This window comes from Limosilactobacillus reuteri (genome assembly GCF_034259105.1).
Lineage (GTDB): Bacteria > Bacillota > Bacilli > Lactobacillales > Lactobacillaceae > Limosilactobacillus > Limosilactobacillus reuteri_G.
On record NZ_CP139478.1, the window covers coordinates 1,553,328 to 1,575,360 of the forward strand.

At 39.8% G+C, this 22,033-nt stretch carries 24 protein-coding genes; 11 read left to right on the plus strand and 13 right to left on the minus strand.

All coding sequences use genetic code 11. The features are described from left to right. Position 1: 1 nt before the first annotated feature. From SH603_RS08730 to SH603_RS08790, 13 genes are all read right to left on the minus strand, one after another. Positions 2-1,012 (minus strand): DUF6625 family protein, encoded by a 1,011-nt coding sequence (locus SH603_RS08730; protein ID WP_321533844.1) that lies wholly within the window; start codon positions 1,010-1,012, stop codon positions 2-4. A gap of 14 nt (positions 1,013-1,026) precedes the next feature. Beyond that, on the minus strand, positions 1,027-2,106 hold the full coding sequence (locus SH603_RS08735; protein WP_321533845.1) for a glycosyltransferase: 1,080 nt from the start codon (positions 2,104-2,106) through the stop codon (positions 1,027-1,029). Positions 2,107-2,565: 459 nt separating this feature from the next. Beyond that, complete coding sequence (locus SH603_RS08740; RefSeq protein WP_010011610.1) at positions 2,566-3,444, minus strand: IS3 family transposase; 879 nt, start codon at positions 3,442-3,444, stop codon at positions 2,566-2,568. A 23-nt stretch (positions 3,445-3,467) separates the two neighbouring features. Continuing rightward, positions 3,468-3,755, minus strand: a complete 288-nt coding sequence (locus tag SH603_RS08745; RefSeq protein ID WP_003688751.1) for a transposase — start codon at positions 3,753-3,755, stop codon at positions 3,468-3,470. Between the two features lie 184 nt (positions 3,756-3,939). After that, positions 3,940-4,992: an EpsG family protein gene (locus SH603_RS08750; protein ID WP_321533846.1), complete on the minus strand. Its 1,053-nt coding sequence runs from the start codon at positions 4,990-4,992 to the stop codon at positions 3,940-3,942. Positions 4,993-4,994: 2 nt separating this feature from the next. Next, a complete protein-coding gene (locus tag SH603_RS08755) occupies positions 4,995-5,975 on the minus strand; it encodes a glycosyltransferase (RefSeq protein ID WP_321533847.1) in 981 nt (326 codons plus the stop codon). Next, entirely contained in the window at positions 5,972-6,808 is an 837-nt protein-coding gene (locus SH603_RS08760; protein WP_321533848.1) for a glycosyltransferase, read from the minus strand. Before SH603_RS08760 ends, SH603_RS08755 begins: the two co-directional genes overlap by 4 nt. A 16-nt stretch (positions 6,809-6,824) precedes the next feature. After that, positions 6,825-7,484, minus strand: a complete 660-nt coding sequence (locus SH603_RS08765; RefSeq protein ID WP_321533849.1) for a sugar transferase — start codon at positions 7,482-7,484, stop codon at positions 6,825-6,827. Positions 7,485-7,513: 29 nt separating this feature from the next. After that, entirely contained in the window at positions 7,514-8,287 is a 774-nt protein-coding gene (locus tag SH603_RS08770; protein WP_321533850.1) for a tyrosine-protein phosphatase, read from the minus strand. Continuing rightward, positions 8,287-9,057, minus strand: a complete 771-nt coding sequence (locus tag SH603_RS08775; protein ID WP_321533851.1) for a CpsD/CapB family tyrosine-protein kinase — start codon at positions 9,055-9,057, stop codon at positions 8,287-8,289. The genes SH603_RS08770 and SH603_RS08775 overlap by 1 nt, the downstream gene beginning before the upstream one ends. Before the next feature lie 15 nt (positions 9,058-9,072). Beyond that, a complete protein-coding gene (locus SH603_RS08780) occupies positions 9,073-9,870 on the minus strand; it encodes a YveK family protein (RefSeq protein WP_321533852.1) in 798 nt (265 codons plus the stop codon). A gap of 11 nt (positions 9,871-9,881) precedes the next feature. Then, positions 9,882-10,847, minus strand: coding sequence for an LCP family protein (locus SH603_RS08785; RefSeq protein ID WP_321534231.1), 966 nt, complete (start codon positions 10,845-10,847; stop codon positions 9,882-9,884). Between the two features lie 359 nt (positions 10,848-11,206). Next, complete coding sequence (locus SH603_RS08790; protein ID WP_321534232.1) at positions 11,207-12,490, minus strand: ISL3 family transposase; 1,284 nt, start codon at positions 12,488-12,490, stop codon at positions 11,207-11,209. Positions 12,491-12,994: 504 nt separating this feature from the next. Between SH603_RS08790 and SH603_RS08795 the strand changes: the two genes are divergently transcribed. From SH603_RS08795 to SH603_RS08845, 11 genes are all read left to right on the plus strand, one after another. After that, positions 12,995-13,276 carry a VRR-NUC domain-containing protein gene (locus SH603_RS08795; RefSeq protein WP_321533853.1) on the plus strand — a complete coding sequence of 94 codons (282 nt, stop codon included), beginning with the start codon at positions 12,995-12,997 and terminating at the stop codon, positions 13,274-13,276. Beyond that, the gene (locus SH603_RS08800) at positions 13,257-14,612 is read left to right on the plus strand and encodes a DEAD/DEAH box helicase (protein ID WP_321533854.1); all 1,356 of its coding nucleotides are present in this window, start codon (positions 13,257-13,259) and stop codon (positions 14,610-14,612) included. The genes SH603_RS08795 and SH603_RS08800 overlap by 20 nt, the downstream gene beginning before the upstream one ends. Next, positions 14,609-14,884, plus strand: coding sequence for a hypothetical protein (locus SH603_RS08805; RefSeq protein WP_321533855.1), 276 nt, complete (start codon positions 14,609-14,611; stop codon positions 14,882-14,884). Before SH603_RS08800 ends, SH603_RS08805 begins: the two co-directional genes overlap by 4 nt. 340 nt (positions 14,885-15,224) lie before the next feature. Continuing rightward, complete coding sequence (locus tag SH603_RS08810) at positions 15,225-15,602, plus strand: HNH endonuclease (protein WP_159219828.1); 378 nt, start codon at positions 15,225-15,227, stop codon at positions 15,600-15,602. Positions 15,603-15,721: 119 nt separating this feature from the next. Next, positions 15,722-16,264 carry a P27 family phage terminase small subunit gene (locus SH603_RS08815; RefSeq protein ID WP_102116125.1) on the plus strand — a complete coding sequence of 181 codons (543 nt, stop codon included), beginning with the start codon at positions 15,722-15,724 and terminating at the stop codon, positions 16,262-16,264. Continuing rightward, positions 16,264-17,490, plus strand: a complete 1,227-nt coding sequence (locus SH603_RS08820; RefSeq protein ID WP_321533856.1) for a site-specific DNA-methyltransferase — start codon at positions 16,264-16,266, stop codon at positions 17,488-17,490. Before SH603_RS08815 ends, SH603_RS08820 begins: the two co-directional genes overlap by 1 nt. 72 nt (positions 17,491-17,562) lie before the next feature. After that, the gene (locus SH603_RS08825) at positions 17,563-18,183 is read left to right on the plus strand and encodes a hypothetical protein (protein ID WP_321533857.1); all 621 of its coding nucleotides are present in this window, start codon (positions 17,563-17,565) and stop codon (positions 18,181-18,183) included. Between the two features lie 2 nt (positions 18,184-18,185). Further along, positions 18,186-18,392, plus strand: coding sequence for a DUF5049 domain-containing protein (locus SH603_RS08830; protein WP_321533858.1), 207 nt, complete (start codon positions 18,186-18,188; stop codon positions 18,390-18,392). Between the two features lie 67 nt (positions 18,393-18,459). After that, a complete protein-coding gene (locus SH603_RS08835) occupies positions 18,460-20,058 on the plus strand; it encodes a terminase large subunit (protein ID WP_321533859.1) in 1,599 nt (532 codons plus the stop codon). 28 nt (positions 20,059-20,086) lie between these two features. Next, a complete protein-coding gene (locus SH603_RS08840; RefSeq protein WP_321533860.1) occupies positions 20,087-21,352 on the plus strand; it encodes a phage portal protein in 1,266 nt (421 codons plus the stop codon). Further along, on the plus strand, positions 21,349-22,020 hold the full coding sequence (locus SH603_RS08845; protein ID WP_048687325.1) for a head maturation protease, ClpP-related: 672 nt from the start codon (positions 21,349-21,351) through the stop codon (positions 22,018-22,020). The genes SH603_RS08840 and SH603_RS08845 overlap by 4 nt, the downstream gene beginning before the upstream one ends. Positions 22,021-22,033 lie beyond the last annotated feature (13 nt).

Consider the following 22,033-nt stretch of genomic DNA (forward strand, 5'->3'; position numbering starts at 1 on the left):
TTTAGTCCACTATAAGGTCTTTTAATTTAACTAGTTTTCGTTTTAAAAAGATTGAAATTGTTTTTAGTTTATCTAATTGCAATACATTAAAAACTTTATATTTGTATTGTATTTTTCTTATACTCATAAAAGAATATGCATTTAATCTTTTCCTATCTAATAGACAGAATTCATTTGGAATAACATCAAATAAATCTACATTTAAAATACCTTCTTGCATTTGCATCTCTCTATTCTGTAAATGTAAGTACATATATTCATTAAAAACTAAATCTCTTTTACTATTCAAGCTATATCTAAAAAGTTTTCCTTGATTCCAAACCGCTAATTTATTTCTGTCATTCTTTTCATCAATAAACTTTCCAGTGGTGTAGTAATATGTTTGTTTTTTAAATCTAGAAAGTTTTTCGGGGTTAAAGTTCAGTGACAGGTCTCTTTCATATACTCTCTTTGAAAAGTGCTTAAATATTGTATTAATATTAGTATTATTTCCCCACACTTCATCGAAATTTGTCGGCTTATCTGTTGTAAAACTTTCCCTATACCAAGATTGCCCGTTTATTTCTTTCATAAATAACTTATTATTCTGAGCTGTATTTTTGTACATACTTAAGTGCCCCAGGCAAAACAATTTGTCATATTCACTTAACATTTTATCAGTAATAAAGTCATTAAGATTACCCATAATAGTATCAGTATCACAATGCCCCCACCACTCATAATCCTTAATTAAATCATCAAAGATGTAACCATACGCTGGTCTAAAATCGCACAACTTGTAAGGTTTATCCAAAGACAATTTAAATTCAAATTTTTTTTGTATTTTATTTTTTAACTCATCAAAAGACATTTCAACTTTTTCAACATTCGCTGGATAGTCATACTGATCCGAATTATCTGTAATAATTATCCATGTATAATCCGAATTTTTTTTACAAGAATTTAAGAATAGTTGAAAATAATTTTTAAACTTACCAAAATAAGGAATTAAGAATACACATTTTTTTCTCATAATGAGTCCTTCTTTCAATTAAATTGATAGTAGAGTTTTAAATATTTCTCAAACATAACGCTTGCAGTAAATCTCTTCAAAAAGCTTTCTTTATTTTTTAGCTTTCCATAGCTACAAGGGAACTTCTCAACATATTTAACCAACAGTTCTCGTAGCCCATTCTCATCATTTTTAAAAAAATATATTCTATTATTTTCATTTTGCTTCAATTCACGATGTTGAGGTATATCGCTTAAAATCAAATCTAGCCCTACCCCCATTGCTTCTATCGCCGCCATTGGTAATCCCTCATTTTTAGAGGCAGATATAAAATAATTTGCACCACATAAGAATGGATAAACATTACTTACCCTACCAACAAATATAATATTGCGACGTTTATATTTGTTCTTAATTAGATTGAACTTTTTTACACTTTTTGGATTGTCACCTACTACTACTAATGTTCCAAAATCTTTTTCTTTGCTGAATACATCTAAAAGCATACTCGTATTCTTACGCGCATCGATATTGCCAACATAAATTCCAACAGGTTTCTTCAAATTTAGCATTTTCTTGTTAACAATAATTCTCTTAGGAATTTCAACTCCATTTTCAATTGTTTTTACATTTTTAAATCCTAATTTTTTATAATAATTTGTTACGGCTTTTGAAACACCAACTATCTTATTCACATACTTATAATTTTGTTTTTGAATAATTGACATAATAAGGCCTATAAAGTAACCATAACTATATTTAAAATCTCCTATTCCCATATTATGCGCAGTAACAATAATGTTATTCTTTTTTACAAATGGAATATACAATTCTGCATTAAATCCATGAAAATGAATAACCTGCGGACTTATTTTCAAAATAATTTTTTTAAATTCACTAATTTTATCAAAAGTTATTAAATTATGACCAGTTAAAATATGGATTTCACTAACGAGTGACCTAAAAATAGTAGAATTTGCTTTAAAATCATCTCTTAATACAATCAATGAAAAGTCAATAGGATTTTTTTCTTCATGGTTCCTTATTAATAACTGCTTTATAACTTCGGTTACTCCGGTTTTCCTCAAGGATGGAACTACAATTGTTACTTTCATTAATTACTCCCCCTTACAAAATTATGATTTTATAAAAAAATCATATACTCTAAGTTCTTCTATTTATGATGGACTATATAACATAAAAAATCTCAACTGGTGAATACCAGTTGAGACATTTAAATAACTAGTAGTTTAAGTAGCTTAGCTCTTTTCCCTTCTCCAGGCCTAAATCTGAGTAATAACCATTACAACTACGTATGTCTCACATATCCATTAACACTTTAATGCTTACTAACACGTAATTTTATATTTTTGCCTTATTGGCTAGCTATTTTAACAGTTAAGACGTTCATTTTAATAATAGTTACTATCACCTGTTCTTTTCATTTATTAAGGATGATCGTACCAACTTCGAAATGTATAAATTTTCTGCTACGATGTATTCTCAATATAATTATGATAGTGGTGTGGTCCCCTGTCAATAAAATAGACAATTTAAATAGAGACTTTTTTGTCCTATGCCACGACTAAATTTTGAATTTGAGTTTGATACTCATCTTCAAGTTGCTTTGGTGATTTGAATCCACAGTGACTGTGAATTCTAACTGTGTTGTAAAACGTTTCAATGTACTGAAAAACTAGTCGTTTAGCTTCGGAGTATGAATGGATTTTAAACCGATTTATCCATTCACGCTTAATCAAGGCATGAAACGACTCAATGCAGGCATTATCCCAAGGATAAGCTTTCTTTGAATAGCTTAATGTCATGTTAGCTGTAACTTGATTGTAAGCTTCAGACGTAAACTGACTACCACGATCACTGTGCATGATTAATGGCTTGCTAATATGGCGACTGTGCTTAGTCTTTTCAATAAGTGGGATGACATTCGATACCTCCAAGGTTTCAGATAAGTCCCAACCAATGATCCGTCGGGAGTACAAGTCCATAATACTGGTTAAATAAACGAATCCGTCATGAACTGGAATATAAGTGGTGTCAATGCACCAAACGGCGTTTGGTCGCAATGGATTGAACTGCTCGTCTAAAATATTTATTAGCTGTTTATCAAACTTAGAATTGCGAGTGGTAGTCGTCCAAGGGGTTAGGTAAACGGCGTGAATGCCAAGTTCACGCATATACTTACCAACAGTTCGTTCAGCGATCTTATATCCTTTTGAGCGAAGTTCTTGGGTGATTTTGCCGGCACCGTAAATACAAAGGCTTTTGAGCCAAATTGCTTTAATTTCACCTTGAATAAACTTCTTCCGAAGCTTTCGCGGTGATTGGTGATTATGACGCTTTTCTCGTTGATAGTAACCACTTCTTGAGATTCCAACATAATCACACATACCATTGATGGAAGGGTGGGATTCCAAAGCGTGCTGAACGTCCATTTCTTGGTATACCTTTTCGGTAGTTACTTGCTCAGAATCCCGATTGATTTTTTTAATACTTCGATCGCTCCTTCAGCGTCACGAAGTTGGCGCTTTAGTCGTGCAATCTCCTTGTCCTTATCGCTGGCAAAATTACCAGAGCCACGGCCAAACTCCCCAGTCTCAGTAAACAGCTTAATCCATTTATGTAATGTACTAGCCCCAATACCTAGATTCTTACTTATTTCATTCATGGTCATGTGATCCTTGTTATCTAAGTAATACTGAACGGCCTGTTCCTTAAATTCCTTGTCATAACTGTGCTTCGTCATTATTTGATCCTCCAATTTACTTCCTTAATTATACTAAATCAGAGTCTCTATTTAACTTGTATACTTTTTATTCTAGGCCCAGTGCAACAAAATGAACCCTTTTATGGAATGTCGCAGCGTCACCATTAAAGCCTATTGAATTTCCTGCTCATTTCAAATGCTTACCTTAATCTCTGAGCCCATACTATAAAATAAAACTATAGTTAATTTTAGAAATAAGCCCCGTTGAATAATTAATCACGAAGAACACCACTAATGCAATCGCAATAAAAACATATTTACTGAGTCCTTTATTTATTTTCAACCTTTGAAGAATATTAAGAAGCACAATGGGTTCAACTGTAGCAAAGAAGGTGGACATACGGCCTGCTAGCGTGTAATATTGACTGAACAAAATTAATAAAATGGTTGAAATCATGTATGTTATCAGCACAACGTTATATTTTTCATTAAGTATATTCTTTTCATTTTCATAGAGTAAAAGAGCAACTATGCTTATCACTACTTGAAGCCAAATTACAGGATTTTGCAACCCACTACCTATCGTATAAAAATTGCTAGTCGTATATGCATCTAATCTATTAATATTTAGGCTTTCTATTAATGGGGAAATTTTATACGACATAAATCCAGAAACAATGAGAATAACAATATATAAAGTTACAATCTTACTTTTCTTCACCTTAGTACAAATTAAATAAGCTGGATACAAAAGAATTCCAATAACAGCTGCAGAGTGGATTAAGGAAGCTATAACTACAACCAAAGTAAATTTCCAAAAACTATGTTTTATAATATAGTTCAACGAGCACAGTAAAATTGCTGCTGCTAATGATGCTCTAATTTGATTCAAATCACGACTAATATAGAATCTAGAATAATAATAAAGTATAGCCAAACCTGAGTAACAGGATAATTTTGAGTACCCGTAAGCCAAAATTATTAATGTAAAAAAAGCAATAAAAGTAAATAGAACCCAAGTAGGAGCATTAAAAGCTGCTAAGGCTTTTTCTATTAGAACAAATCCAATCTCTTTACTATTATTAGGACTAAGTCCGTTTAACACATTAATATAGTCATAGTAATAGTTATAAGTATCAAAGCCAGTACCGAGACTTCTTAATCCTGCAACAAATGCTAATACAATAACCGATAAATAAACAAAAGAATTTCGATTAAAATATATATCAAGTAAAGCACTCAAACTAAGGAAAAAGAAAAGTGATATAAACACCATAATCACCTACTAAACTTTTTTAGAAAAAATCGACAAATACTAATCGGTAAAAGAACTAAGAGAATTTTTATCCATGTCTTTTTGCTTGACACAGGGCATCCACTGCCCTTAACCTTAAGAAATTCATTTTTCTTTTCCCTTACTTCTTTAATATTACCTATTTTCAAAAAGTCAATATAAGCACGGAAAATAATAGTAAGATGATTCTCATCAATCAAATTTAATGTATTATCTTGTAATTCTAATTGACTCAAAGTATAGTCTCTATTCATTTCCGCATTATACTTTTCTACTATTGTACGATAATTAATTTTCTCATTACTTATTGAGTTATTTCTAAACCGATAATGATAAAATCCAATTTCTGAACTGCTTATCTGTTGAATTTTGTTAACAAATTTTAGATATCTGGGAATAAAGTATTGGTCCTCAAAAAGTTTTCCTTTTTCAAAATAAATTTTTTCTGTTTTTATTAATCGCAGGCTAAAAACAGAAGACCAAACCCCAAATTGCCTCTTTCCCATTATCAGTTCTTTAATATATGTATCAATGTCAATAGATCCCGCATAATCTTGCAAGATACAATGATTATTAAGACTATCTTTAATAACTGGCAAACTAAAAAAAGTGTTATCTTCATAATTGCAAATTATTAAAAATAACTTATAAATAAAATCAGCATCCACAAAATCATCTGAATCCAAGAAATACACCCAATCACCTTCAGCATATTCTAACCCAGTGTTTCTAGCTGCTGATAAGCCTTGATTTTTTTCATTTATGTATATAACATTTTTATATAGTTTAGAATAATTCTTAGCTATTTCTCCAGAATGATCTGTTGATCCATCATTAACTAAAATATACTTTACTTTATTATTCCTTATAATAGCTGAACTTAAGCACTGCTTTAAGTAATTTTCAACATTATATATAGGAACAATTACGCTTAATAAATACTCGTTTTTTTTTAGACTATTCATTTATGTAATACCCTTTGATAAATAATTTTTCTTAATCCTGATGGCATAATAATGTTTATAGTCATTATTAAATCACCCATTATTTGTTCATTAAAAGAAATAATCCCTTTTTTGAACAAAAACTTTCTTAATTTGTAAACATACTTAATATTAGAACATTTGCCACGTCTAGAATATAATCCATCATCTACACGCATAAAAACTATTTGATTTTTAATATTTGCAACATCGTATCCATCAACGATTATTCTTGACCAAAGATAATAATCTTCTAAATTTCCATATGGAATATATCCTCCAACCTCGTCAAGAACTTTTTTATTAATCATAACAGTAGGATGATTAAAAGGACTGCGCCATTTTAAAAACTGCTTTATTAATTCATTCGATGTGGGGACTCTACGATACCCTATCTGATTTTTTTTATCTCCAATAAATTCTGTTACTTGACCGCCAATTACTGCCAAATTAGGATTATGTTTAATTAAATTAAGTTGTTTTTCAAACCTGTCTGGTACACTTATATCATCTGAATCCATACGTGCTACCCAATCAGTTGATATATATTTTGTGCCCAAACGAAGCGCCACGCCTAAGCCCTGGTTTTTTGGGGAAACAATATCTTTAAAATTCTTACCAAATTTTTCTTGATGTTTTAGAATGACTTCTTTTAGTGAATTTGAGATGGGCCCATCTTCAACAAGGACTATTTCAGAAGGTTTAACCGTTTGATTTTCAATACTATCCAGTGCTTCATCTAAGTATTTGGAATTTACTTTTTTATAAACAGATATTAGCACTGAAAATGATGGATTCTCTTTAATCAATGACATAAAGAATTACTACCTCTTACTTATTTTTTCCTTCATGTATTCCTTTGCTATGGATAACATCACATATTGTCTTAATAAATATTGATAAGTCTAAAAGAAAACTAACATTTAGTGCATACTTACCATCATAAGCCGCTTTATTTTCATCTGTAACTTCATCTCGACCATGAACTTGTGCTAATCCAGTAATCCCAGGAAGAATCTTTGATGCTCCAAATTCATCCCGCATTGCGAGGACCCTCTTTTCAGCCGGTATCAACGGGCGCGGTCCAATTAAACTCATATCACCTTTAAGTACATTAAATAACTGTGGTAGTTCATCTAAACTAGTCTTCCGAATTATTTTTCCTATTCTGGTTATGTATTCTTCTGGATTTTCAAAGTTCTCCGTAGCCATCTGATGAGGGGCATCTTTACGCATTGAACGAAATTTTAAAATTGTAAATACCTGGTTGTCTTTACCAACCCTTGCCTGTTTAAAAAGCACATGCTCCTTTGGGGAATCAAGCTTTATTAAAAGCGCAATTATTAACATTGGAACAGCCAATACAACTATTCCTAACAGACTAATAACGATATCTAAAATCCGCTTAAAGAAATCACGATACCAACGAAAAGCACTATTTGATTCATTAGTGCTTTCTATAATTCTGCTCTTATCATTAGATACTTGCATCGAAACCATTCTCCCCACAAATAACTATCCTAGAATATCCAAAACCTCTTCTTTTTCTTTACAGCTCGTACCGCATTCTGTGGGACATCATCCCCATTAATAATTGCCCGGGCATTTGTCGCATAACGTTTTGCAAGCCCTTCGCCAAACTCGCGACGCAGCTTTTCAAACGCTTGTCGCATCTCATACTTCCGTCCTGGCAGGTCATGGGCATCCGAAGCAAATACATAGCCCTGACCGGCCGCAATCAGCTGCTTGCTAAAACGTTCAACCTTCTTACCAAAGGTTCCCACATACGAGCTTGCCGTTATCTGTGACAGACATCCCTTTTCCAGCAACTCGTGCAGTAATTCTGGCCTTGCCATAATCATCGTGTTCCGCTCCGGGTGGACAATCACCGGAATGATTCCCCGCTGCTGCAAGTCAAAAATCATCTGGCCAGTGTAATGCGGCACATCGTCATCCGGGAACTCCAGCATCAAATACCGGTTACCAGTATCGGCAAATAAGATATCGTCCTTATCTAACGCCGTCAGCAAATCGCCGTTGATTCGCACTTCCTGTCCCGGAAAAACCGTCACTGGAATCTGGTGCGCGTTGATCTCTTTTTGAAAAGCCGCTGTCCGCTTTATAACGTCCTGCTTATGGTTCACGTAACGACCATTCATATGGTGCGGCGTCAACAACGCATGCGTTATCCCGTTTTCCGTTGCCTCTCGTGCGAGGCGGAGTGAAATCGCCATGCTTTTCGAACCGTCATCGATGCCGGGTAACAGGTGGCAGTGCAAATCCACCATGACCATTACTTATCATCCCCATCATCACTATAGCCATAACCATAGCCGTATCCGTAGCCATAGCCATAACCGTATCCGGCACTACCATCGCTAACCACATCATTCATGACGTAGCCCAGCAGGTTAGCATGTGCCATCTTCAAAAGTTCAACTGCTCGCTTGGCTCCTAATTTTTGAGTCTGACCTTGTTTAACTACCAAAACAACTGCGTCCAGATCGTGTGATATAACTTGAGTATCAGTAACTTCCAACATTGGTGGTACATCAACAATTACCATGTCGTAACGGTCACGGACGGCCTTCAGGAAGTCCTTCATCCGTTGTGAACTCAGCAATTCTGCCGGGTTCGGTGGCGTTGGGCCGCTTGGCAGCAATGACAGATTATCAATGCCGCTTGGTTGAATAATTGTGTTGAGGTCAATTGTGCGAGCACGACTCGTCAGAATCGTCGTCAATCCTTCACGATTATCTAAGTTAAAAGTCCGGTGCAGAGTTGACCGCCGCAAGTCGGCATCAACTAACAAAACGTTCTGTCCTGTATGTGCCCAAACAATGGCCAGGTTATCAGTCACTGTCGACTTCCCTTCCGAAACATTAGCGGAAGTCAAGGCCAGGGTCTTGATTGGATGATCGATCGCCATGAAGTTAATATTTGTTCGCAGGGTCCGGAATTGCTCGGAGATCGGGCTCTTCAGGGGCATTACTGTAATTAGCTGCGTACCATTATGAATCGTTGCGTTCGATTGGTTTTCGTTTCTACGATGGAAAAATGACATCCTGCTCTCCTCCTTCTAGACCCGACGCTCGGCTTGCTTATCATTTCCAAGGCGCGTCTGCTTCGTTTGGGCTTGGAAATTGTGGTTCAGGTGGAAGTGATCAATGTGGCCAAGGTTGGTTAAACCGAGTTCATTGGTCATAAAGTCATCATCCTTGATGGTCGTGTCCATCAGCTCCTTGATGATCAAATAGATAACACTTAGCAGTAAGCCAAGAATAGCCCCCGCCAGAGTGAAGAGCTTGACGTTCGGGAAGGACGGGCTATCCGGCGCTGTTGCTCGTGAAACGATGGTAACGTTGTTAACCGACATAATCTTCTTGATCTGCTGCTTAAAGACTCGTGCAATTGTGTTAGCAGTTGCCGCTGACAAGTTCGGATCATTTGTCTCAACTGCCACCGAGAAGACCTGCGAGTTCTGCTGAGTGTTAATCTTAATTGCCTTTTTCAACTTAGCAACCGGCATGTTATAAGACCGGCCGTATTCACGTGCCGTTGTTGTACTGTTTAGTTCACGACTAACCTTATTCAAAATTACCTGGTTGGTAATGACGTCCTTGTAGGTGTTGATCATTTGAATATCAGCCTGCTGGTTATTATAGGCCTGGCCGTCGTTGTCGTTAGTGTGCTTCTGGTTAACCAGGATTTCGATAGTAGCCGTATACTTCGGTACTACTACAAACTGAGCTACAACAAAGCCCAGCACTCCAGCAAGCAGAGTCCAGATGATCAACATCTTAAAATGCTTGCGTAGGATCGTCATTAATTGGCTCAAGTCAATCGTATTCTTCGATTCTTCTGCTGAATTATTCAACGCTCTTCTCCTTAATTCTTCAAGCTATTCTGTAACAAGTCCGTAATTCGTTGTTGTTCACTAGTTGGAACAACCTCATAGTCCTGGCCATCCTCATCGACACCATGCCCTTGAGCGTGGTCCTGAACAATGTTGGCATTACTACCGCGGTAGTCCTTCGCCAACGTGACCATATTGTTAAAAGTCAAATCAGTCTGGGAGCTATCTGAGATTGTCCGCAGGAAGCGCTGATTCAGTACCGTCTTGTAGGAAACTGACTTCTTCAGCAGGGCCGTAATAACTAGCCGTTGTCGTTGCTGCCGACCGTAATCTCCTTGGGGATCATCGTACCGCATCCGACTGAACTTCAGGGCATTGTTACCATTCAGGTGGTAAGTCTGACCTTTAGTAAAGTGGGCGCCTTCATAGTCAAAGGTCAGTGGTGACTTAACGTCGACCCCACCAACCTGGTTGATGGCCTTCTCTAGGCCACCCATGTTAACCAGGACGTAGTAGTCAATCGGAATGTTAAAGTGCTTCTGAACTGTCTTAACACTCTCCTTGACCCCACCGTAAGTGTAAGCAGCGTTGATCTTAGCTAGTGAGTCGTCTGGGTAGTCTGGCAGTTTAACCTTCATATCCCGTGGCAGACTGACAATCGTGGTCGTCTTCTTCTGCGGGTTCAGAGTCATGATCATCATCGTATCAGTCCGGCCCTTGTAGTTTCGGCCTAAGGCACCAGTATCAGTTCCCAGCAGGAGGATCGAGACCGGCCGCTTCTGCGCGAGTACCTTGTTGGCATCCCGAGTTTTGGTGATCCCAGCACTGTTATACATATTATTGGTTGTTGACTTAAGGTTATGCCATGCTACTCCTGCGAAGAACATGGCAATCAGGATCAGAATCCCAACAACCGACCAAAAAATCCGCCAACCGTGACGACGATGGTGGCGGTGGTGATTATGATGGTGGTGAACCTCATTGTGGGTTGACGTCATACGATCATTCTGTGAATATTCACGATTTTCCTCAGACATAATTTAACGTCTCCTATTATTTATGATCCTTTTTGCAAGATTAATTAAAGAATCTTGTAATTTCATTGAACTTATTGTAAGAATATCACTTTATTATAAATAATATCACTTTATTATAAGAATGTCACTACTTGTCAAGGAGCTCATTAATGAAAACTACACATTAATAACTGAAACTTGAAAGCTGATAACCATGTCAAACAGGCGAGGTTATCAGCTTTTTCTACGAAAAATTAAAAAAGTAAGTCCCTTTGGGCTATAATACTTTATTAAAGACTCTTTATCAATGGGTAAGGATGAAGAGAATTTGGAGAACTAGACTAAGCTACTTTGGCTTTTGGTCTAGTTTTCTTTTTTGGTAATTCACGAATCATGAGGTTAGAATTCTTCAACGAAATGAGAATCCTAATCCGAAAATGGAAGAAGTTGCGATAGCCATATGCGGTCCGTTTGATTATCTTGATTTTATTATTAGTACCTTCGATCGGCCCGTTGGTTAGTCGGGTGTAAAAGCTGGCAATAATTTCCTGGCGGTGCTTGGCGAGTGTTCGCTTAACTCGTCTTATAACGTTTGGTAGATTATTTCGCTTAATTAACTGATCTAACAAAGTCTGACTACGGTGACTAATTGCGGCTATTAAATCTTGATAGTATTCGTAGGCAGCTCTTAGTTCTGGAGAGAAGTTGAGCAGCCGTTCTACGACATCTTGATTAGACAAACAAGCGTGATAAAAATTACGTCGTGAATAGTAGTGCAGGTAATCTAGCTGGCCCTCCTTAGTCATTAATAACTTCCAATAATGCTTTAAAGCGCGGTATTCATGTGTATTAGCCCCGTATTCTTTCATAACTTTAAGCCGGGCACTTTGAAGTGCCCGGTAAGCCTGGACAACGACGTGGAAATGATCAGCTACAATCATAGCCTGGGGAAATAAGTCATGAATTAGGTTACGATAAGGTTCAAACAGATCGACAACGACAATCTTAACCGACCAGCGAGCCTTTTTAGAGTAGTGAGAAAGAAAGTAATTACGCATGAAACGCGAATTACGAGACTGAATGATGTCAATAGTACGATGGTTCTGCGGATTCATTAAGATCATACTCATCCTACTTTGGGCGAACTTACCGGATTTAAAGTCATCAAAAGCGATGGTTGCCGGTAACCAGTGAGGATTAGTCTTAAAGGTATCTTCGAAGCCCTCGAGCTGACGCTCAACGGTGTTAGTAGAAACATTGTGATGACTAGCAATAGTCCGCATTGATTCATTCTCACTGAGTTCCTGTACAATATGGTATTTAACGACATTCGCAATTCGACAGGCAAAATTAACTCCTTGGACCTCAGCAACCTTGGTAACTCGCTTGGGGCATTGGGGCGATGGTGGACAGAGATACTGTTGTTTCTTGATTTTTAAGACAGCTGGTTTTCCAGCCAGTGTAAGGATTTTGATCGTTACGGGCCGCTTACGGAAGCTATTGCGACGCATCAACTGGCCGCAAAGCGGACAGTGCATGGGATAAGACTGAATTAAATGGATGATCTTTAGTTCTTTATCCTCAGTTAAAAATGGTTTGTCAGGTTTTAAGTAAGGATCCTTGATTCAAGTCCAAAAATTGATATCATTAGTCATGAGGAATATATACTTTTTAAGACAACTGAGTGGTTATGGGGATAACTTAAGACAGTTGTCTTTTTTTATTTTTAAATCAATGGTACAGCAAGTAACAAAAAACGGTAAAGATAAGAAATTATCTTATCCTTACCGAATATCATAGAACCGATTTTTACACGGCCCTTAAGAATGCTGGCTTTCAACGTCAACGAAAACAACATGGAAGGTTCATCAAAGGACTGCGATTAAAAGCTGATACTAACGAGTTCCTCATTTGAGTGTCATTGACCGTCATTATTAATTAAGGAAAAAGCTTGTTACATCAACCTTCCTTAACAACCATGACAGTCGTGACAGTCTATTTCTTTACTTGTATATAGGAATAAAAAATAGAAAAAAAGAGTATAGAAAAGAGTAGTAAATCGACTGACATGACCGTCACAAACTCTCTTAATACCTTGGTGAATCAACACATAGAAAGGATTATCGAAAATGTTAGAAAAACGAATCGAAACAGCTTTTGTGAAAGCAGCTCAAAGTCGCGGCGGTTTATGCCTGAAGTTCGTTTCGCCATCAATGGCTGGAGTTCCCGATCGAATTGTCCTTTTACCTGATGGTCATCTGGGCTTCGTGGAGATGAAGGCTCCTGGTAAGCATCCCCGCCCGCTGCAGGTACAAAAACTAATGCAATTAAAACAACTTGGCTTTCAAGTCTTCGTTTGCGATCAATTCGATCAGATTGGAGGAATGCTTGATGCAATACAAGCCGCATGAATATCAGCAATACGCTACTCAGTTCATTCTGGATCATCCTGTTGCTGCGATCCTGCTCGACATGGGCCTTGGCAAAAGTGTCATTACCCTCACGGCTATTAAGCAGCTCATTCAGGAAGGCAAGGTTCACCGGGTCCTAGTTGTGGCGCCGCTAAGAGTTGCTAAACAAACCTGGCCGGAAGAAATTGAAAAGTGGGACCACTTAAAAGGCCTTACCTACTCTGTTGTCACTGGTTCTAGGACACAAAGAATCAAAGCACTACAACAAGATGTCAACATTTATATCATCAACCGGGAAAACTTGAAATGGCTAATTGAATCCTCTGGTATGCACTTTGATTACGATATGCTGGTGATCGATGAACTCTCCAGTTTCAAGTCTTACCGTTCCCAACGTTTTAAAGCGCTGACGCGAGTACGCCCTCTGATTAAACGTGTAGTTGGTTTAACCGGAACACCATCCTCTAATGGGCTAATGGATCTGTGGGCTGAATTCCGGGTGCTTGATATGGGAAAAAGACTTGGCCGCTTCATCTCATACTACCGGACTAATTACTTTGATCCCGACAAGCGCAATATGTATCAAGTCTTCACTTACAAGCCAAAGCCGGGTGCTGAGCAGAGTATTTACCGGGCCATTGATGACATCACCATCTCCATGAAGTCTCAGGATTACTTGGATCTTCCACCGCTAACCATGAACACAGTACCGGTCAAGATGAGTAACAACGAACAAGCAATCTATGATGAACTCAAGACTCAGCTGGTGATTTCGACCCACGGCAAACAGATCGATGCATTGAACGCGGCTAGCCTGTCCAATAAACTTTGTCAGATGGCTAATGGCTGTGTCTATGATAATCAGCAGCAGGTTGTTCAAATCCATCAACGCAAACTCGATGCTTTAGAAGATCTAATCGAAGCTGCCAACGGCAAACCCGTGCTGATAGCTTACTGGTTCAAGCATGACTTAGCGCAGATTAAACAATGCTTCAAGATTCGGGAAATTAAAGTAACCAAAGATATTCAAGACTGGAACGCTGGCAGGATTCCGCTCGCACTGATCCATCCTGCCTCTGCGGTTCACGGACTTAATCTGCAAGCTGGAGGTGCTACTTTGATCTGGTATGGACTGACCTGGAGCTTGGAGCTTTACCAGCAAACCAACGCTCGGCTCTGGCGGCAGGGTCAGCGTCAGCACGTGGTCATTCACCACATCATTACTGAAGTAACGATTGATGAAAACATCCTAGCCGCCTTGAAGCACAAGGATAAAACTCAGCTGGCACTGATTAATGCAGTGAAAGCCAACTTGAAAGGAAGTGTTTGTGTATGAGTATCATGTGGAATTACTTAGACAAGCGCCGGGCCACTATTGCTGCATTAAAAGACTACGATGGTATGAAGTTTATCATTGATTCTTATCAGGATGATTTGAAGCTGGCTAAGGAACAGACGATCGGCATCAATTCACCACAGTATGGTTTCGCACCCAGCGGCACCAACAAAGATAATCCCACTGAACATCGTCTGCTTCATGGCATCGATCAAACCACTAAGTTGAACGAGCGGTACCAGCAAGCCCCAGCTTTACTTCAAATGGTTTGAACCAGCATGGCAAGAGCTTTCACGAGATGAACGCTTCATATTGGATGTTTGTTACCGCACTCCAAATCAATCAATGAACGAAGGACTGACCTTGTTGATGGACAAATACTTCATTGCTAAGACCACTGCCTACAATAGAAAGAACAAGGCACTCGACCACCTTACCCTTTTGCTTTATGGATCCCACCATTAGAAAGGTAAAACGCAGAACAAACAATCAGCCTATCCATGTTACGATAGTAGTGTAGAAAATTAGGATAAAGGCATTTGCTTTATAACATTGAAGCCTGGCGGTGTAAACTGCTGGGCTTTTCTTATGCCCTCAGAAAGGAGGAGTGTCATGCCTTACTCACCCAAGAAACCTTGTCGTTACCCCGGCTGCCCGCGACTAACCCACAACACTTATTGTGACGTCCATGCTAAGCAAGTCAGTTCTCACTACAATCGTTACCAACGACCAAAACGTAGTCGTCCGCGCTATCATCGTGGCTGGCCAAAGATCAGACAAAGGTACCTACTCCACCATCCCTTCTGTGAGATGTGCCTGAGCCAAGGAAGGTATACCAAGGCTACCGAAGTCCATCACGTTCTGCCCTTAGAGCACGGTGGCACCAACGAGTTCAAAAACCTGATGGCATTATGCAAACCATGTCATTCCCGCATCACCGCTCAGATGGATGATCGTTGGCACAAAGCACCACGTCAATATCATTACTAAACCACGGAGGGGGCCATCGAATCCTTAAAAATTTTTCACGCGGGAGCGGGCCTGGGCCTTCGTGTACAAAAAATCGAAATCAAACGGGGTATTAACCCCTGCCGGAAGGAGGGAGAGATTTGGCTAAAGATGGTACGAATCGTGGCGGATTCCGGGTCGGCGCTGGGAGAAGATCTAAATCACTGCACGATAAGCTCGAAGCTGGCCAAGAAGCAACCGTCATTGATTTGCCAGAGCCAGCTAATCTGGAAGGCCACGTGATGCCGCCAGTCAAAAAGTACCTCAAAGCCAAACAAAAGAATGGGTTAGAATTTGATGCTGCCGATATTTTCAAAGAAACTTGGGAATGGCTAGTTGAACGTGGTTGCGAAAAATTAGTTAATACCCAATTAATTGAACAATATGCCGTTAGCGTCAGTCGGTGGATTCAGTGTGAAGAATGTATCTCTAAGTTCGGTTTTCTCGCCCGCCACCCCACCACTGGGAACGCAATTGCTTCACCCTACGTTTCAATGAGTCGTGACTACATGAAGCAATCGAGTCAGTTGTGGTTTCAGATTTTTCAGGTGGTTAAGGAAAACAACGCCACAGCTTACCAAGGATCAACCCCACAGGATGATGTCATGGAACGGCTCTTAAGAAGCCGGAAAGGAATGAACTAATGAAATTTGTCAAAAAGAAAATCACCGATTTGATTCCTGCCGATTACAATCCACGGAAAGATCTCAAACCCGGCGATCCTGATTATGAAAAACTAAAACGCTCGATGCATGAATTTGGCTATGTCGATCCAATCATTTGGAACCAACAAACCGGTCATGTAGTTGGTGGGCACCAGCGCTTAAAAATTCTCCAGGATGAAGGCATCAAAGAAGCAGAGTGCGTGGTCGTTAATCTGAATGAGGACAAAGAAAAGGCCCTTAACGTAGCTTTAAACAAAATTAGTGGTGACTGGGATAAGGACAAGTTAGCTTTACTGATGACTGACTTGCAAGCTAGTGATTTAGATATTTCATTAACTGGTTTTGATGAGGATGAAATATCTGACTTGCTTGCTACCGAAGATGATACTCATGACGACAATTTCGATGTAGATAGCGAATTGAATAAGCCAACTTTCTCTAAGGTAGGCGATCTCTGGCACTTGGGACGACATGCCCTACTGTGCGGTGATGCCACGAAAAAAGAGAGTTGTCAAAAGTTACTTGATGATCATCAAGTTAATCTTGTCCTTACCGATCCACCGTATAATGTCGATTACCAAAGCAAAGCCGGCAAGATTAAGAACGACCATCAGGATGATGATAAGTTTTACCAATTTTTACTAGCTGCTTTTCAAAATATGAATACTGCAATGGCCAATGATGCCAGCATCTATGTTTTCCATGCCGACACGGAAGGACTTAACTTCCGCCGTGCTTTCCAAGATGCTGGCTTTTATTTATCTGGTTGCTGTATCTGGAAAAAACAATCATTAGTGCTTGGTCGCTCACCCTACCAGTGGCAGCATGAACCAGTTCTATATGGCTGGAAGAAAGATGGTAAACACGAATGGTACACCGGACGAAAGGAATCTACCATCTGGGAATTTGATCGTCCAAAGCAAAGTAAGGAACACCCAACGATGAAACCAATCCCATTACTAGCCTATCCGATCATGAACTCTACTATGTCGAACTGCACGGTTCTTGATCCATTCGGCGGTTCTGGTTCGACTCTGATTGCTTGTGAACAGACTAATCGGATCTGCTACATGATGGAGCTGGATCCTAAATATTGCGATGTCATCGTCAACCGCTATATTGAACAAGTCGATTCGGATCAGAAAGTCAGTGTGGAAAGGGATGGAAAATCGATTCCTTACAGTAAGGTTAAAAAGTCGGCCTAAAGTACTGAAAAGCCTTGCTATCTGTGCCTTTTAGAGTGATGTATACAGTGATCAAACAAGGAGGTATTGAATATGAAAATTAATTTTAATGTTCATGGCCAACAGCGCAAAAAGTTAGTCGAACAGATTGCTGAATACACTCAGCAAAAGGCAGAGTACCAGTACACACCAACTTATGCATACCAGATTGGCAAATACACCATCAGCAAGGATGGCAATCTTCTATCCCCGGATGAGATTCCTGCTGGATTAGTAACACATCTTAAGCAACAGGGATTCACACCCAGCGAGACGGTCAAGTTGAACATAACATATCGCCGCAATGAGCTTACTGACCAAGATCTAGATAACCTACGCCATTTAATCTGGGCCAAAAGCCAGTTAATCAAAGACGCTTTTGACATTGAATCATTGCATTTAAGCATTGACGACCAACAAGTCTCATTTAACTGGTTTGACCAAGTCGATGCCAATGATGCTCTGGCCTATCAACAATTCATCGACAAACTAGTGCAATATGCTCAAAATCATCAGCGGATTATGTCCCAGCCACGGGAAGAAAGCAATGAAAAATATGCCTTTCGTTGTCTTTTGCTCCGGCTGGGATTTATTGGCCCAAGGTATAAGAAGCAACGGAAGGTGTTACTTAAAAATTTAACCGGGTCCGCCGCATTCAAAAGTCAGGAGGCTTAACTATGAACCGTATCAAAGATGAATTGGCCAAGCGTAATCGAATCTACCGACAAGTGCTTAAAATCCGCAACACTGGTGAAGCCAATATGTTTGATGTGGAAAATGTCAAAAGACTGGCATACTACTATAACTGCCATGACTTAATCGATTACTTGAATACTGACCGCGCCGGATACGTAAATTTGATATTAACTGGCAAGTTTAATTAATCATCAATCAAGCATTGAGTTAACACTCAGTGCTTTTTTAGTACAACTGAAAGGATGTGATGCCCTCTTGCGAAAAATAAAAGATTACAAGCCAACTAGGTTCATGGCCAAGGACTCTACTTATAACAAAGACGCAGCTGATTTTGCAGTTTCATTTATCGAATGCCTATGCCATACCAAAGGGACCTGGGCAGGAAAACCGTTTGATTTAATTGATTGGCAAGAGAAAATAATTCGTGATATCTTTGGCATTCTTAAGCCTGATGGCTACCGTCAATTCAACACTGCTTATGTTGAAATTCCCAAGAAGCAAGGAAAGTCAGAACTAGCCGCTGCCGTTGCCCTCCTACTTTGTTGTGCTGATGGAGAAGAGCGGGCGGAAGTTTATGGCTGCGCGGCTGATCGTCAACAGGCCGCCATTGTTTTTGACGTGGCTGCCGATATGGTACGGATGAATCCTGCCTTGAAGAAGCGGTGCAAGATCTTAGCTTCTCAGAAGCGCTTGATCTATGAACCAACTAATAGTTTCTACCAAGTCTTGTCCGCCGACGCCTACTCCAAGCATGGCTTTAATGTTTCTGGCGTTATTTTTGATGAATTGCATACTCAGCCTAACCGTAAACTTTATGACGTTATGACTAAGGGCTCTGGGGACGCTCGTACTCAACCGCTCTACTTTTTGATCACGACGGCTGGTAACGATGAAAATTCAATCTGTTATCAGGTCCACCAAAAAGCCATTGACATCATGAAGGGACGTAAACATGACCCTCGCTTCTACCCAGTCATTTACGGTGCCGGACGTGACGAAGATTGGTCAAGTCCCGAAGTTTGGAAAAAAGCTAACCCTTCTCTGGGTATCACGGTCAAAATGGAGAAGGTTACGGATGCCTATAATTCAGCTAAGGAAAACCCAGCTGAAGAAAATACATTCCGACAACTACGGTTAAATCAGTGGGTAAAACAAGATGTTCGATGGATGCCGATGGACAAATGGGATGCTTGTGCATTTCCTGTTGATCCCGATGAGTTACGTGGTCACGATTGTTACGGTGGTCTTGACCTGTCATCAACTACTGATATCACAGCATTCGTTTTGGCCTTTCCACCGCGTGATGATTCCGAAGGTTACACCCTGCTCCCCTACTTCTGGATTCCTGAAGATAATGTCGACCTGCGGGTACGCCGTGACCATGTTCCCTATGATATCTGGAAACAGCAGGGATATTTACAAACCACAGAAGGTAATGTCGTCCACTATGGCTTCATAGAACACTTCATTGATGATCTCGGAAAGAAATACCATATCAAGGAAATTGCCTTTGACCGTTGGGGTGCAGTCGAAATGGTCCAGAATCTTGAAGGAATGGGCTTCACGGTAGTGCCATTTGGCCAAGGGTTCAAAGATATGACTCCACCAACCAAAGAGTTGATGCGCTTAACTTTGGAAAAGAAAATTGCTCACGGTGGACACCCAGTTTTGCGTTGGATGATGGACAACATCTACATTCGAACTGATCCGGCAGGCAACATCAAACCAGATAAAGCAAAATCAACTGAAAAGATAGATGGCGTTGTCGCTACTATCATGGGATTGGATCGCGCCATTCGCAATGAAGACAGTGGTGACTCTGTTTATGATGGTCGAGGTCTATTAATGTTGTAATTACGAAAAACTTAAAGGAGTTGATGCCATGAGTCTATTTAATAAATTGTTCCATACCAATAAAGCTTCACCCAAAAACACCCTATCCAGCACCATGTCATTTTTCTTCGGCAGTTCGATGGCTGGCCAAAATGTGACCGAACGCACTGCAATGCAGAATACAGCGGTTTATGCTTGTGTGCGGGTCTTAGCGGAAGGATTAGCTGAACTACCACTCCATATTTATCAATACACCAGCGATGGTGGCAAACAGCGGGCAATTAACCACCCGCTTTATTTTTTGCTTCATGATGCGCCAAATCCAGAAATGACCAGTTTTATCTTTCGTGAAACCATGATGAACCATTTATTGCTGTGGGGTAACGCCTATGCACAAATCATTCGCAATGGTCAAGGCCAAATTACAGGGCTTTATCCGTTAATGCCAGACCGGATGGACGTCAATCGGGCCGCTAACGGTGAAATCTACTACACCTATAATCGCAACTACGATGATTACCAAGCAAAGAACAAATCAAAACAAGTTATTCTCTTATCCGATGAAGTTCTCCATATCGCAGGACTAGGCTTTGATGGTTTGATTGGCTACAGTCCCATTGCTATGGCTAAGAATGCGATTGGATTATCCATGGCTGCCGAACAATATGGAGCCACTTTCTTCAAAAATGATGCCACGCCTGGTGGTGTTCTCGAGCACCCTAATGTAGTCAAAGACCCTGAACGGCTTCGGAAAAGTTGGCAGTCACAATTTTCGGGATCTAATAATCACAGCATTGCTGTCTTGGAAGAAGGAATGACTTTTCACCAGCTTTCCATTCCACCTGACCAAGCACAGTTTCTAGATACGCGAAAATTTCAACTAGATGAGATTGCACGGATCTTTCGTGTACCACCACACATGGTTGGTGACCTGGATCGTTCCACCTTCTCAAACATTGAACAGCAGTCGCTCGAATTTGTGAAGTACACCTTGAACCCTTGGTGTGTCCGTTGGGAACAAGCGATGAACCAGCAATTACTTTCACCTGACGACCAGCAGAAATACTTCATCAAATTCAACGTTGATGGCTTGCTGCGCGGTGATTACGAAAGCCGCATGAATGGTTACGCAATTGGCCGACAAAACGGCTGGCTATCAGCTAATGATATTCGTGAACTGGAGGACCTCAACCGCATCCCAGCAAACGAAGGTGGTGATCAATACTTGGTTAACGGTAATATGCTACCACTCAACCAAGCTGGTAACTTCTATAGTTCTCAGCCATCTAAAGAAAGTGAGGAACCAAAAGAATGAAACGTTTCTGGAACTGGAGCGGTCCTCAAAATCAACGTGTCTTAACTATCAACGGTACGATTGCTGAAGATAGCTGGGTTGATGATGAAGTCACTCCCCAAGTATTTCAAGATGAATTAAGTCAAGGGAAAGGGCCAATCAATCTCTGGTTAAATTCTCCCGGTGGTGACTGTGTCGCTGCCAGTCGCATTTACACGATGCTAATGAATTATCCCGATGACGTGAACGTCAAAATTGACGGTATCGCTGCTTCAGCGGCATCAGTTATCGCCATGGCAGGAACAAAAGTTTCCATGGCTCCAACCGCGATGATCATGATCCATAATCCATTAACCATTGTTGGTGGACAAAAAGAAGATCTTGATCAAGCTGCACAGATGCTAGCTGAAACCAAAGAATCAATCATTAATGCCTATGAGCTTAAAACAAACCTACCCCGCGAGAAGATTTCAGCCATGATGGATGACGAAACCTGGATGAATGTCAATAAAGCGATTGAGTTGGGCTTTGCTGATGATATGCTAGGTCAAAATAAAGATATCACAGATTGTTATTCCTATTCGGATAAGCAATCGGATCTCGTTGTCCTCAATAAACTCAAACGAACAAGCCAAAATACTATCTCTGTAAAGTCGCTACAAAAGCGGCTTTCTTTGTTATCACACTAATTTTTAGGAGGAC